Origin of the sequence: Kocuria sp. LHG3120, assembly GCF_049897445.1 — a bacterium.
Lineage (GTDB): Bacteria > Actinomycetota > Actinomycetes > Actinomycetales > Micrococcaceae > Kocuria > Kocuria rosea.
Genome location: NZ_JAFCWG010000013.1, coordinates 25,836 through 39,089 on the forward strand (window position 1 = coordinate 25,836; position 13,254 = coordinate 39,089).

General features: G+C 73.8%; 12 protein-coding genes and 1 pseudogene. 3 read left to right on the top strand and 10 right to left on the bottom strand.

The window, feature by feature from the left end; genetic code table 11:
• Nucleotides 1-127: 127 nt before the first annotated feature.
• The 9 genes from ACP7CD_RS18085 to ACP7CD_RS18125 form a co-directional block, all read right to left on the bottom strand.
• On the bottom strand, nt 128-1,159 hold the full coding sequence (locus ACP7CD_RS18085) for a site-specific tyrosine recombinase XerD (protein ID WP_109268734.1): 1,032 nt from the start codon (nt 1,157-1,159) through the stop codon (nt 128-130).
• Nucleotides 1,156-1,809 carry an NUDIX domain-containing protein gene (locus tag ACP7CD_RS18090; RefSeq protein ID WP_109268733.1) on the bottom strand — a complete coding sequence of 218 codons (654 nt, stop codon included), beginning with the start codon at nt 1,807-1,809 and terminating at the stop codon, nt 1,156-1,158. The genes ACP7CD_RS18085 and ACP7CD_RS18090 overlap by 4 nt, the downstream gene beginning before the upstream one ends.
• Before the next feature lie 138 nt (nt 1,810-1,947).
• Nucleotides 1,948-3,672 (bottom strand): CTP synthase, encoded by a 1,725-nt coding sequence (locus ACP7CD_RS18095; protein ID WP_368828456.1) that lies wholly within the window; start codon nt 3,670-3,672, stop codon nt 1,948-1,950.
• Between the two features lie 54 nt (nt 3,673-3,726).
• Entirely contained in the window at nt 3,727-5,439 is a 1,713-nt protein-coding gene (recN, locus tag ACP7CD_RS18100; protein ID WP_336650727.1) for a DNA repair protein RecN, read from the bottom strand.
• On the bottom strand, nt 5,436-6,497 hold the full coding sequence (locus ACP7CD_RS18105; RefSeq protein ID WP_081615829.1) for an NAD kinase: 1,062 nt from the start codon (nt 6,495-6,497) through the stop codon (nt 5,436-5,438). Before ACP7CD_RS18105 ends, recN begins: the two co-directional genes overlap by 4 nt.
• A gap of 123 nt (nt 6,498-6,620) precedes the next feature.
• Nucleotides 6,621-7,367, bottom strand: a complete 747-nt coding sequence (locus ACP7CD_RS18110; protein ID WP_017834276.1) for a TlyA family RNA methyltransferase — start codon at nt 7,365-7,367, stop codon at nt 6,621-6,623.
• Complete coding sequence (locus ACP7CD_RS18115) at nt 7,364-7,618, bottom strand: hypothetical protein (protein WP_109244423.1); 255 nt, start codon at nt 7,616-7,618, stop codon at nt 7,364-7,366. Before ACP7CD_RS18115 ends, ACP7CD_RS18110 begins: the two co-directional genes overlap by 4 nt.
• The gene (locus tag ACP7CD_RS18120) at nt 7,615-8,619 is read right to left on the bottom strand and encodes an HAD-IIA family hydrolase (protein WP_017834278.1); all 1,005 of its coding nucleotides are present in this window, start codon (nt 8,617-8,619) and stop codon (nt 7,615-7,617) included. Before ACP7CD_RS18120 ends, ACP7CD_RS18115 begins: the two co-directional genes overlap by 4 nt.
• Nucleotides 8,612-9,664 carry a hypothetical protein gene (locus ACP7CD_RS18125; RefSeq protein WP_181821083.1) on the bottom strand — a complete coding sequence of 351 codons (1,053 nt, stop codon included), beginning with the start codon at nt 9,662-9,664 and terminating at the stop codon, nt 8,612-8,614. Before ACP7CD_RS18125 ends, ACP7CD_RS18120 begins: the two co-directional genes overlap by 8 nt.
• A 12-nt stretch (nt 9,665-9,676) precedes the next feature.
• On the opposite strand from ACP7CD_RS18125, the gene ACP7CD_RS18130 reads away from it, so the two are divergent.
• The 3 genes and pseudogenes from ACP7CD_RS18130 to ACP7CD_RS18140 form a co-directional block, all read left to right on the top strand.
• The gene (locus tag ACP7CD_RS18130) at nt 9,677-10,774 is read left to right on the top strand and encodes a hypothetical protein (RefSeq protein ID WP_426120809.1); all 1,098 of its coding nucleotides are present in this window, start codon (nt 9,677-9,679) and stop codon (nt 10,772-10,774) included.
• 83 nt (nt 10,775-10,857) lie between these two features.
• Nucleotides 10,858-12,096 carry a dicarboxylate/amino acid:cation symporter gene (locus tag ACP7CD_RS18135; protein ID WP_109223005.1) on the top strand — a complete coding sequence of 413 codons (1,239 nt, stop codon included), beginning with the start codon at nt 10,858-10,860 and terminating at the stop codon, nt 12,094-12,096.
• A gap of 198 nt (nt 12,097-12,294) precedes the next feature.
• Nucleotides 12,295-12,438 (top strand): annotated as a pseudogene (locus ACP7CD_RS18140) (transcription initiation protein); the annotation flags it as partial.
• A gap of 37 nt (nt 12,439-12,475) precedes the next feature.
• Here the strand turns inward: ACP7CD_RS18140 and ACP7CD_RS18145 are convergent.
• The gene (locus tag ACP7CD_RS18145) at nt 12,476-12,958 is read right to left on the bottom strand and encodes a GyrI-like domain-containing protein (protein ID WP_126346399.1); all 483 of its coding nucleotides are present in this window, start codon (nt 12,956-12,958) and stop codon (nt 12,476-12,478) included.
• Nucleotides 12,959-13,254: the final 296 nt, after the last annotated feature.

Here is a 13,254-nt window from a genome sequence, read left to right on the forward strand (position 1 = left end):
ACGTCCCCGTCCGTCCGCCGAGCGGAGCGCTCGGGCGTGCGTCCAGGCTAGGCCGCGGGCGGGCCTTCCCGAAAGCACCGGCGCGTGTGTGACCCCTCCGGGACGCGCTGCCGGTGACCCGCCCCGGCTACCGGGCGCGGGGGTGGGCTGCGGCGTAGACCTCGCGCAGGGAGTCGACGGTCACCAGGGTGTAGACCTGGGTGGTGCTGACCGACGCGTGGCCGAGCAGCTCCTGGACGACCCGCAGGTCGGCGCCGCCCTCGAGGAGGTGGGTCGCGAAGGAGTGGCGCAGCGTGTGCGGGGTGATCCGGTCGCCCAGGCCCACCCGCTCCGCCGCGCTCTTCACCGTGGTCCACGCCGTCTGGCGGCTGATCCGCTCGCCCCGGGCGTTGAGGAACAGCGCGGGGGTGCCTCGTCCCCGGGCGGCGAGCGCGGGCCGGCCCCGCACGAGCCACTCGTCCACGGCGCGCACGGCCCAGGAGCCGAGCGGCACCATCCGTTCCTTGCCGCCCTTGCCGAACAGCCGCACGAAGGGCATCCCCGCTCCGCTCTCCTCCGGTTCCCCGCTGCGGCGCACGGCCCGGGAGAGGTCGTCGACGTCGAGGCCGGTCGCCTCCGAGATCCGGGCGCCCGTCGAGTAGAGCAGCTCCAGCAGCGCCCGGTCGCGCAGCTGCTGGGGGGTGTCGGTGCCGGTCGACTCGAGCAGCGCGGTGACCTGCTCGACCGGGACGGCCTTGGGCAGGCGCATCCCGGGCGTGGGCGGCTGGACGGGGGCCGCGGGGTCCGTGCGCGTCATCCCCTCGAGGACCCAGAACCGGTGGGCGCCCCGGACCGCGACGAGGGTGCGGGCGGCGCTGCGGGTGCTCAGGGGCGCGCTGTCCTGCGACCCGGCGGACAGGTCCCGGAGGAAGTCGCGCACGTGACCGGTGGTGATGCCCTCCGGGGTGGTCACGGGCGGGTCCGTCCGCTCGCGGAGGTGCTCGGCGTAGCGGCGCAGGTCCCGGCGGTAGGCGGCCAGCGTGTTGGCGGCCAGGCCCCGTTCGACGGCCAGGTGCTGCAGATAGCGCTCCAGGGCGCGGTCGAGCGCGTCGCCGGGGTGGTCACCGGACGGGGCGCCGGGCGAGGTCCCGGACGTCCCGCCGGTGGGGAGGCCGGTCACCGGAGGTCGGGGTGACCGGGCCACGGGGCGTCGGCCGGGCGCAGGGACCGGTAGCCCTCCGCCCGGGCGGCGTGGGCGGCAAGGACCCCGATCACCGCGGCGGGCGAGTTCAGCCGGCCCTCCAGCACCGCCCGCACCGCGCCGTCGAGCGGGACCCACGCCCCGTGGATCTCCGCCTCCTCGCCGTCCCGCTCGTGGAGCTCGTGGTCGGGGACGTCGCTGAGACCACGGGCCAGGAAGATCCGGTTGGCCTCCGAGGAGGAACCGGGGCTGTTGTGGAAGTCCACGAGCACGTCCCAGCGCTCGGCCCGCAGGTCGGCCTCCTCCGCGAGCTCCCGCTGGGCCGCCACGGCGGGGTCCTCCCCCTCGACGTCGAGCAGGCCGGCGGGGATCTCCCACATGGTCATCCCGACCGGCCGGCGGTACTGGTTGATCAGGAACACCTCGTCGCGGTCGTTGAGCACGAGCACGGACACCGCGCCGGGGTGGGTGATGTAGTCGCGCCGCAGCGGGTCCTCCCCCCGGGCGAGCTCGAACTCGTCGCGCCGGACGTCCCAGATGAAGCCCTCGTAGACCGTCTCGGAGGCCACCGTGCGGCGGACGCTGAGCTGGTCGGAGAGCTCCTCGGGTGCGAGGTGGCGGATGTCCATGGGGTCCCTTTCGGAGCGGCCGCCGTCGCGGGGCGACGGGAGCGGCGGGCGGGGTGCGGGTGGGGAGACGGTGCAGGCGCCGGGGCGCGCGCGGACCGGCGCCTGCACCGGGACGCCCGTGCGGTGACGGGCGGGGGCTCAGCGGCCCTCGGCCTGACGGCGCTCGAGGGCCGCCTTGACGAGCCCGTCGAACAGCGGGTGCGGGCGGGTCGGGCGGGACATGAGCTCGGGGTGCGCCTGGGTGCCCACGTAGTACGGGTGGACGTCGGCGGGCAGCTCCACGAACTCCACGAGGGTGCCGCCCGGAGAGGTCCCGGAGATCACGAGCCCCGCCTCCTCGAGGCGCTCGCGGTACTCGTTGTTGACCTCGTAGCGGTGACGGTGGCGCTCCTTGACCTCGGTGGAGCCGTAGGCGCCGGCCACGACGGACCCGGGCCGCAGCTGCGCGTCGTAGAGGCCGAGCCGCATGGTGCCGCCCAGGTCACCGGCACCCTCGACGAACTGCTTCTGCTCGTCCATGGTCGCCACGACCGGGTGGGCGGTCTCCGGCTCGAACTCGGTCGAGGAGGCCCCCGCCAGGCCGAGCTCCGAGCGGGCGAACTCGATGACCATGCACTGCAGGCCCAGGCACAGCCCGAGGGTCGGGATGCGGTGCTCCCGGGCGAAGCGCAGGGTGCCGAGCTTGCCCTCGATGCCGCGGATGCCGAAGCCCCCGGGGACGCAGATCGCGTCGACGTCGCCGAGCTCGCGCTGGGCGCCCTCCGGCGTCTCGCACAGGTCCGAGGCCACCCACTTGATCTTCACGCGGGCGTCGTTGGCGAAGCCGCCGGCCCGCAGGGCCTCGGAGACCGACAGGTAGGCGTCCGGCAGGTCGATGTACTTCCCGACCATGGCCACCGTGACGAAGTGGGAGGGCTCGTGCACGGCCTTGAGCAGCCGCTCCCACTGCGCCAGGTCCGCATCCCGGTAGTCCAGCCCCAGGTAGTCGAGGATGTAGGTGTCGAGCCCCTGGCTGTGCAGGGTCCGGGGGATGTCGTAGATGCTCGGGGCGTCGGGGCAGGAGATCACGGCGTCGTGGTCGACGTCGCAGGCGTTGCCGATCTTGCGCAGCATCGTGTCCGGCACCTGCCGGTCGGAGCGCAGCACCAGCGCGTCCGGCTGGATGCCGAGCCCGCGCAGCGCCGCCACGGAGTGCTGGGTCGGCTTGGTCTTCAGCTCGCCCGAAGGACCGATGTACGGGATCAGGGAGACGTGCAGGTAGAACACGTTGCGGCGGCCGACGTCCTGGCGGACCTGCCGCGCGGCCTCGAGGAACGGCTGGGACTCGATGTCGCCGACCGTGCCGCCGATCTCGGTGATGATGATGTCCGGCTGGTCGTCGCCCTGCGCGCGGCGGCGCATGCGGTTCTTCAGCTCGTCGGTGATGTGGGGGATGACCTGGACGGTGTCCCCGAGGTACTCGCCGCGGCGCTCCTTGGCGATGACCGTGGAGTACACCTGTCCGGTGGTCACGTTCGCCGAGGCGTCGAGGTTCTCGTCGAGGAACCGCTCGTAGTGGCCGATGTCGAGGTCGGTCTCCGCCCCGTCGTCGGTCACGAAGACCTCGCCGTGCTGGAAGGGGTTCATGGTGCCCGGATCGACGTTGAGGTACGGATCCAGCTTCTGCATCGTCACGGAGAGCCCGCGCGCCCGCAGCAGCATCCCGAGGGACGAGGCCGTCAGGCCCTTGCCGAGGGAGGAGGCCACGCCGCCCGTCACGAAGATCTGGCGGGTCACCTTGCCCGGTCGCTGGTTTTCGGTCTGCTGTGCGCCGGCCTCGTGGGCGGCTTCGTTTGCATTCACCACGGAATTCGACCCTATCATTCTTGTCCGCTCAGGACGTCGGTTGCGTGCTGGGGATCACCGGGCGGCGGCACCTCAGAGCACCGCGCCACGGACGAGCTCCCGGGCGTGCTCACGGGCCGCCGCGGAGTCCTCGTGGCCGGCGAGCATGCGGGCGAGCTCCACCACGCGCTCCTCCGTGTCGAGCACGCGCACGTCGCTGACCGTGGCGTCCGTGCTCTTGGTGACGAGGATGTGCTGGTCGGCGAACGCCGCGACCTGCGGCAGGTGCGTCACCACGAGGACCTGGACGTGCTGGGCGAGCATCTTCAGCCGGCGGCCGATCTCCACGGCGGCCTTGCCGCCCACCCCCGAGTCCACCTCGTCGAAGACGAAGGTGGGCACGGGGTCCACGGCGGCGAGGACCACCTCGATGGCGAGCATGAGACGGGACAGCTCACCGCCGGAGGCGCCCTTGCCGAGGGGCCGGGGCGCGGCGGCGGCGTGCGGTCTGAGGAGGAACGAGATCTCGTCCCTCCCGTGGCCGGAGAACTCCTCGGTGGGCTCGACCTCGATGACGAGGGAGGCGTTGGGCATGGCCAGCGCCGTGAGCTCGGAGCTGACGGCCCCGGAGAGCCGGTGGGCGGCGTCCCGGCGCCGTTCGGTCATCCGCGCGGCCAGCTCGCTCAGCTCGGCGTGCAGCTGCTCGAGCCGCGCCCGGAGCTCCTGCTCCCGCGCGGGGTCGTCCGTCAGCTCGTCGAGGCGCGCCCGCGAGCGCCCCGCCCAGTCGAGGACCTCGTCCACGGTGGCGCCGTACTTGCGGGTCAGGGACTTGAGCTTGGCCCGCCGGGACTCCACCTCGGCCAGGCGGGCGGGGCCCTCGTCGTCGAGCCCCGAGGCGTATCCCGAGAGGTCCGCGGCGATGTCGTTGACGAGCACGGCCAGCTCGGCGACCCGCCCCGAGAGCTCCTCGAGATCACGGTCGGAGCCGGCCTCCTGCTCCAGGGCCCGGTGCGCCGCCGCCACGAGGGCGGTCGCGTCCGGGGTGTCGGCGTCGGCGAACTCCCCGCCGCTCAGAGCGGCGTGGGCCGTGAGGGCGGCGGCGCGCAGCTGCTCGAGGTTGGTCAGCTTCTGGCTCTCCTGGTCGAGGCGCTCGTCCTCGCCGGGCTGGGGGTCCACGGCGTCGATCTCCTCGAGGGCGCCCTGCAGACTCTGCGCCTCGAGGGCGCGTTCGCGGCCGTGCTCGGTGACCTCGCGCAGGGTCTGCTGCACGGAGCGGTACTCGGCGAGGCGCTCCCGGTAGCGGCGCAGCTCGGCGGCCAGCTCCTCCCCCGCGTACTGGTCCAGGGCGTGGCGCTGGGCGGCCGGGGACCTCAGCCGCAGCTGGTCGGACTGGCCGTGCACCGCCACCAGGGTCTGGCCCACCGCGGAGAGGGTGCCCACGGGAGCGGAGCGGCCACCGACGTGGGCGCGGCTGCGCCCCTCCGCGGTCACCGTCCGCGCGACGGTGACGAGGGCCTCCTCGGCGTCCCCGACGGCCTCGACGTCGACCGCGCCGCCGGCGTCCTCGACGAGGACCGCGGCGGGATGGCCGGCCGGCACCCGCACGACGGCCTCGGCGACGGCCTTGGGCGCCCCGGAGCGCACGGCGCCGGCGTCGGAGCGGTTGCCCAGCAGCATCCCGAGGGCGGTCACCACCATGGTCTTGCCCGCGCCGGTCTCACCGGAGAGGATGCTCAGCCCCGGGCCGAGGGGCAGCACGGCGTCGGTGATGACCCCGAGGTCGTGGATGCGGATCTCCTCGATCATTCAGCCGGCCTCCCCGGACTCGTCGTGGGTACGGTGGGCGCCGGGGCGTCCGGCTCGTGCGGCATCTCGTGCCCGACGGTGGACTTCTGCTGCTCCTGCGCCTCGTCGCCGCGGACGACGGGCAGGGCCGTGGTCCGCGCCGCGGCCGCCTCGTGCGGGGGCACCGGCCCCCGCCAGCCGCTCGTGGGCAGCTCGAACTTCCGCACGAGCCGCTCCGAGAAGGGGGTGAGGTGCATCCGCGCGAGATTGACCGCCTTCGGGGAGCGCACCACCTCGATCCGGGAGCCCGGCGGCAGCTCGGTGGTCCGGCGGCCGTCGCACCACAGCACGCCGCGGGCGTCGGTGCGGGTGAGGACCTCGACGGCCATCATGGAGTTCGGGGAGATGACCAGGGGCCGGGAGAACAGGGCGTGGGCGCTGAGGGGCACCATGAGCAGCGCCTCGACCTCTGGCCACACCACGGGCCCGCCTGCGGAGAACGCGTAGGCGGTGGAGCCGGTCGGGGTGGCGAGGACCACACCGTCGCACCCGAAGGTGCTCAGCGGCCGGCGGTCCACCTCGATGACCACCTCGACCATCTTCTCGCGGTCGCCCTTCTCCACCGAGGCCTCGTTCAGCGCCCAGGTGTGCAGGACCTTCTTCTCGCCCTGCCACACGGTGACGTCGATCGTCATGCGCTGCTCCACCGTGTAGCGCCCGTCCACGATGGCCTCCACGGACTCGCGCAGGTCGGAGCGCTCGCTCTCGGCGAGGAAGCCCACGTGGCCCAGGTTGACCCCGAGCAGCGGGGTGTCCACGCTGCGCACCAGTTCGGCGGCGCGCAGGATGGACCCGTCCCCGCCGAGCACCATGACGAGCTCGATCTCCCGCAGGGAGACGTCCTCCTCGATGACCTCCACGGGCGCGAGCGGCTCCGCGTCCTCCTGGAGCGCCTCGAGGTCCGCCCGCGAGATCACCGGCACCAGGCCGGCCTCGTGCAGCTGGAGACAGGAGTCGCGGGCGGCGTCCTTGGCCTCTTGCCGGCCCATGTGGGCCATGACCAGGATCTTTCTGCTCACCGGGTCCTCCCGTTCTCGACTGCTCGGTGCGCGCGGGCGTCGTCAGGACCGGGACCGGCCCGTGGCGCACGCCGTGCCCGCGGACCGGGCACCGCTCACCACCCTACGCGAGGGCGGGGACAGTCAGGACGGCTGGTCCCGGCGGCACCACAGGAAGAACTCGTGGTTGCCGTCCTGGCCCGGCAGCGGGCTGCGCTCCCGGCCCCGGACCGACAGTCCGTGGGCCCGGGCGGCGGCGGCCACGGCCTCGACGGCCCGGGCCCGCTCCTGCTCGCTCGTGACCACCCCCGTGCGCGCGAGGCGCTCGGCACCGACCTCGAACTGCGGCTTGACCATGAGCACGAGGTCACCGCCCGGCACCGTGGCCGCCGCCAGCGGCTCCAGGACCAGGGTGAGCGAGATGAAGGACAGGTCGCAGACCGTGAGCTCCGCCGGGCCGCCGATGTCCTCGGGGCGCATCCAGCGCACGTTCATGCCCTCCAGCACCCGCACCCGGGGGTCGGCCCGGAGCGAGGGGTCGAGCTGGTCGTGGCCCACGTCCACGGCGACCACCTCCCGGGCGCCCCGTCGCAGCAGCACGTCGGTGAACCCGCCCGTCGAGGCGCCGGCGTCGAGGCACCGCTTGCCCGCCACGTCGATGTCCGGGAAGGCCGCGAGCGCTCCGGCGAGCTTGTGCCCGGCCCGGCTGACGTAGTCCGGGACGTCCGCGGGCCGGACCTCCAGCAGGTCCTCGGGGCCGACCCGGACGGAGGGCTTGGTCGCGGGGCGGCCGTTCACGAGGACCCGGCCCTCGCCGATCCACCGGGCGGCGACCGTGCGGGAGCGGGCCAGCGCCCGCGCGGTCAGCTCCTGGTCGAGACGGGAGCTCACCGGTGCGCCGCCTCCTCCTGTCCGGTGCCGGGTCGCGGCACGAGGCCGGCGGGGACCGTGCCGGGCTCGGCGTCGAGCTCGGCGACGAGTGCCGCGTGCAGCTCGTCGTAGCGGCCGGGGTGCTCCGCGACCGGCAGCGCCTCCAGCTCACCGGCACGGTCCAGCACGGCGTCCACCCGGGCGTGACCGGTCGGGCGCAGGGCTGCGCCGTCGTCCCCGGCCGGGCGCTGCGCCCCGGCGCCCCCGGTCACTCGCCCGCCTCCCACTCGGGGTCCGGGACCACGGGGACGTCGGTGTCGGGGTGCGCCGCCCACCAGGCCGCGCACGCGGCCCGCCAGGCGTCGAGGTCGTCCTGGGCGCCGCGGATCCGCAGCCGCGTGCCGTCGGTCTCGGCCTCCGCCGCTCCGCAGCGCGCGGAGTGCGCTCCGGCGGAGGACGAGACCTCGACCTCGGGATACGGCTCGAAGAGCGCGTGCAGGGTCCCGACGACGTGGTCCGGGCGCTCCGCGCTGCACGCGGCGAGGATCGTGTGCACGGTGTCCACCCCGGTGAGGACCGCGATCGTCGCGAAGCCGGCGGCGTTGCCGCCCCGGATGTCGGTGTCCAGCCGGTCCCCCAGCACCACGGGCCGGGCGCTGCCCGCCCGCTCGGCGGCGGTGCGGAAGATGGGGGCCTCCGGCTTGCCGGCCACGACCGGCGGCCGCGCCGTCGTGGCCGCCACGGCGGCCACGAGCGTGCCGTTGCCGGGCGCCAGACCGCGGGCCTGCGGAATGGTGCGGTCGGTGTTGGTCGCGACCCACAGCACGTCCGGGTCGGCCAGCGTGTACGCGGCCTCGGCCAGCTCGGCCCAGCCCAGGCCGGGGTCGAAGCCCTGGATCACGGCGCGGGGCTCGTCGGACTGGGCGCGGACCGGGACCAGCCCGGCCTCCGCGACGACGTCGGCCAGGGCCTGGGAACCGGTGACGAGCACCGCGGTGCCGGCCGGGACCCGCTGCGCCAGGAGCTCGGCTCCCGCCTGCGCGGCGCTCACCACGCCGTCCGGGCCCGTGGGTACGCCCAGGTCCGTCAGGTGCTCGGCGACCGTCGCGACGGAGCGCGAGGCGTTGTTCGTCACGAACACCACGGGCACGCCGTCCTCGGAGATCCGGCGGAGGACCTCCGGTGCGCCGGGGATGGCGTGCGGGCCGGCGTAGACGACGCCGTCCAGATCGCTCAGGACGGCGTCGTACCGGTCGAGCAGCCGCTCAGCCACGCCGCGGGCCGCCGTCCGTGCCGTCGCTCGCCTCGTCACGCTCGTCGTCACTCGCGTCGTCGCCGTCGAGGTCGGTGAGATCCTCGTCGTCGTCCGGGTCGAGGTCGGCCTCGGAGCCGCCCTCGAAGTCGTCGTCCGGGTCCAGGTCGTGCTCCGAGCCCTCCGCCTCGTCGTCCGGATCCAGGTCCGGTTCCTCCTCGGTGCCCTCGTCGAGCACGTCCTCGCTCTCGTCGTCCGCCCCGCCGTCGGGGTCGAGGCCCGGATCGTCGCCGGAGGCCTCGACCGCGTCTGCGGCCGGTGCGTCCGCCGGGTCCGAGGTCGGGTCCTGGGCCGTGTCCTCGGCGTCGGCCAGGACGACGCCGCCGGCCGGCACCTGCTCGGTCTCCTCCTCGTCGTCGAAGTCGACGATCTCCGGCTCGGCGAACTGCCCCGTCCCGAGGGCGGCCTCGGCCACCACGGCCTGCCGGTCCCAGGTCAGGGCCTCGCGGTCCCTGCCGACACCCCGCAGGGCCTCGGCGTAGGCGCGGAACAGCCGGGGGCTGTAGGGGAAGCCCCGGTTCCTGTCCAGCTGCGGAATGGTCAGCGCGTCCACCGCACCCTGGGCGTCCCCCTGGTCCCGGCGCATGCCGGCCAGCACGATGGCCAGCTCCACCTTCTCGCTGGGCTCGAGCGACTGCACGGCCTCGGACGTCGCGAGCTCCACGGCCTTGTCCAGGCGTCCGAGGGCCCGCTCGCAGTCGACCATCAGGGGCAGGTGGATGTCGGCTCCGGTCATCCGGCGGAACGTGCGCAGCTCCTTGAGCGCCAGTGCGTAGTCACCCGCCTCGTACGCCGCGACGCCGGTCGCCTCCCGCACGGCGGCGATGCGGCCGCCGCGCCGTCCCGCCGCCAGCGCGTGCTCGAGCGCGAGCTCGGGGACGTCGAACAGGTAGCGCCCGGCCATGACCAGGTGCTTGGCGACGGCCTCGGCGTTGCGCGGCTCGAGCGCCCCCAGCTGGGCACGGGTCGGCTTGTCGAGCTCACGACCCGTGATGTCCTCGTCCACCTCGGGCGCCCGGTGACGGTGGGTCGAGACGTCGTCCCGGTCGTCACGCCGGCCCCGGTAGCCCTCGTCGCGGTCCGGGAACCCGCCGCGTCGGTCACCTCGCGGCGCGTACCCGCCGCGGCGGTCGTCGCCGTGGCCTCCGCGACGGTCACCTTGCCGGTCGTCCCGCCGGTCACCGCGCGGGGCGTAGCCACCGCGACGCTCGTCCTGGCGGTCGTCGCGGCGACCGCGGTAGCCCTCGCCCTCACGACGCGGCCCCCGCTCACCCGGCCGGTCGTCACGCCGGTCACCGCGCGGGGCGTACCCGCCACGACGGTCGTCCTGCCGGTCATCGCGCCGGTCACCGCGCGGGGCGTAGCCACCGCGACGGTCGTCCTGCCGGTCGTCGCGGCGACCGCGGTAGCCCTCGCCCTCACGACGCGGCCCCCGCTCACCCGGCCGGTCACCGCGCGGGGCGTACCCGCCACGACGCTCGTCCTGCCGGTCATCGCGCCGGTCGCCTCGCGGGGCGTAGCCACCGCGACGGTCGTCCTGCCGGTCGTCGCGGCGACCGCGGTAGCCCTCGCCCTCCCGGCGCGGCCCCCGCTCACCCTGACGGTCATCACGCCGGCGGTCGTCGCCGTAGCCTCCGCGACGGTCACCGTGCCGGTCATCACGCCGGTCACCTCGCGGCGCGTACCCGCCACGACGGTCGTCCTGGCGGTCGTCGCGGCGACCGCGGTAGCCCTCGCCCTCCCGGCGCGACCCCCGCTCACCCGACCGGTCATCACGCCGGTCACCTCGCGGCGCGTACCCGCCACGACGCTCGTCCTGACGGTCGCGGCCGGGCCGGTCGGCGGCTCCGCGGTCCTGGGAGTTGCGTCCGCGCGCCTCGCCGTCGCGAGCCGGACCGCGCTGCCCCTCGTCGAAACGGCGTCGGGGCTGGGCGCCGGACCGGTCGCCCTCGCGCCCGGCTCCTCCGCCGGACCGGCGGTCGCCGGAATGTCCGTTCCGACGCTCGTCCCGGGACCCGTGCTGGAAAGACTCGGACACGTACCGCTCCTCTGTGCCGACGCGGTGCCGGTCGGCTCTCGTGGATGTCGGCGGTGGCCGGAGAACGGTCCGCCATGATGATCGTTCCCATTGTATAAGCAGGTCCGACGACCCTCTGTCCCGATTCGTCCCCGGCCGCTCCCTCGTCGGATGATGGGCTCATGTCCAAAAAACCCCTCACGTCCCACCTCCTGGTGCGCGTGCTGCTCGGCATCGTCCTGGGCGTCGCCTGCGGTCTGTTCTTTCCCGAACCGCTCGCCCGAGTCTTCCTGACGTTCAACGGCCTCTTCAGCGCTTTCCTCGGCTTCATCGTCCCGCTGCTGATCGTCGGTCTCGTCACCCCGGCCATCGGCGACCTCGGCAGAGGGGCCGGCAAGTGGCTCGGCGTGACCGCCGCCATCGCGTACGCCTCCACCGTCCTCTCCGGTCTGCTGGCCTTCGCCGTCGCCCGCGCCGGATACCCGTGGCTGCTGGCCGGGGAGCGAGACGTCGACGCCCTGGCCAACCCGGAGGAGAGCGCCCTCGCCGGCTTCTTCACGCTCGAGATGGAACCCGTGTTCGGCGTCATGACAGCGCTTCTCCTGGCCTTCTGCCTGGGGGTGGGCATCACCCTCATACCGGGTGACACCCTCCACCGGAGCATGGACGACCTGCGCCGGATCATCATGCGCATCGTGGAGCTGGTCATCATCCCGCTGCTGCCCCTCTACATCTTCGGGATGTTCATGGGCCTCACCATGAACGGACAGATCCTGGTGGTCGTCGCCACCTTCTCGAAGGTGGTGCTCGTCGCCCTGGCCCTGTCCGTCGTGCTGCTCGTCGCCCAGTACGTCGTCGCGGGGATCTACGTGGGCCGCAACCCCGCGACCCTGCTGAAGAACATGCTGCCGGCCTACGCCACAGCGCTGGGCACGTCGTCCTCCGCCGCGACCATCCCAGTCACCCTGAGGTGCGCGGAGGCCAACGGCGTCCGTCCGTCCGTGGCAGGCTTCGTGATCCCGCTGAGCGCGACGATCCACCTCGCCGGGTCCACGCTGAAGATCGTGCTGTTCTCGACGGCCGTCATGACCATCACCGGCACCCCCGTCGACGACGTGGCCTACGTGGGCTTCATCCTCATGCTGGGGATCACGATGGTCGCCGCCCCGGGCGTTCCCGGCGGCGCGATCATGGCCGCCGTGGGTCTGCTCCAGGGCATGCTCGGCTTCGACGAGACCGCGGTGGCCCTGATGATCGCCACGTACATCGCCATCGACTCCTTCGGCACCGCGACGAACGTGACCGGGGACGGTGCCATCGCCGTGGTCATGAACAAGCTCATCGGCCGGCACACCGCGACCGGATCCGCACAGGAGAACCCGGCGGAGCTGACGCTGTCGGACGCACACACCGCTCGGTAGTCGTCCGGCTCCATCCGCTGCGGGGCGGGGCCCCGCAGCGCCCGCTCGGTCGGTCTCCTTCGACCGGATGCCGCGGATCGTTCCCGAAGCTCCGCCTTGACCCGAGGTCCGGCGTCGGAGCCATCATCGGGCGGGCACCCGTGCGGTGCCCCGCCGAGGAGCCGAGGGACGACGCCGCCGGAGCAGAGGAGCCCTTCCATGACGAAGTACCTGATCTCGTTCCCGAGTGAGGCCATGGTGGTCCCCGAGGAGGATTTCGAGGCGGTGGTGGAGGCCTCGCACGCCGTCATCGAGGAGGCCAAGGCGGCGGGCGTGTACGTCTTCGGCGGCGGGATCGACGAGGCCTTCCCCGGCCGTGGGCCGAGCGGCCCGCGGGACATCAGGGACGAAGCATCCAGTAGAGCTCGGTGACCATGTCGGCAGGGTCGTCCCCCGGCCGCGGCTCGGTCACGTAGACCTCCCACATGCGGTCGCCGAGGGCGAGCCCCTGCTGCCCCGCCCACTCCGCCAGGTGCTGCCAGGATCGCCCGAGGTCGTCGTAGTTGCCGCGGTGCACGGACGTCGCCACGCGAGAGGCGGACAGCCGGCCCGCCACCACTGCGCCCTTCGGGGAGACCTCCCCCTGCACCGGGAAACCCACCTCCAGGTGCACCGTCCCCGCCGGAACCCCGTGGTAGACGGCCATCGGAGGACCCGTCGGCTCGAACGCCCCGTCGGACATCGCCTGTCCCAGTTCGCCGAAGGCGCGGTCGAAGAACTCCCGCAGCTCGCCCATGGCCACCGTTCCGGTCACCACCGCCGTGTGCTGCTCGTCCTGCTCGATCACCCTCGGGGTGAAGGACTCATGGTCGGTCGCATCCATGCCCGCATTATCCGCTGTCGGCCGGTCCCGCGCTTCTGTGACGGACAGCGGTCGGTCCGTGGAGCGGCGGCCGTATCGCGGGTCCGGCTCGCTCGCCGGCGGCAGCGGGGCCCAAGGAAGAGCACAGGCCCTCATCGTGGGATGAGGGCCTGTCCCGTAGAGCTCGTGCTGGGTGATGGGTGTTAAATGTGGGGAGCCCCCGCACCGTGTGGTGCGGGGGCTCGACCCTGGTGGTGTGGTCCGGCGGTGTCCTACTCTCCCACACCCTTCCGGGTGCAGTACCATCGGCGCTGCGG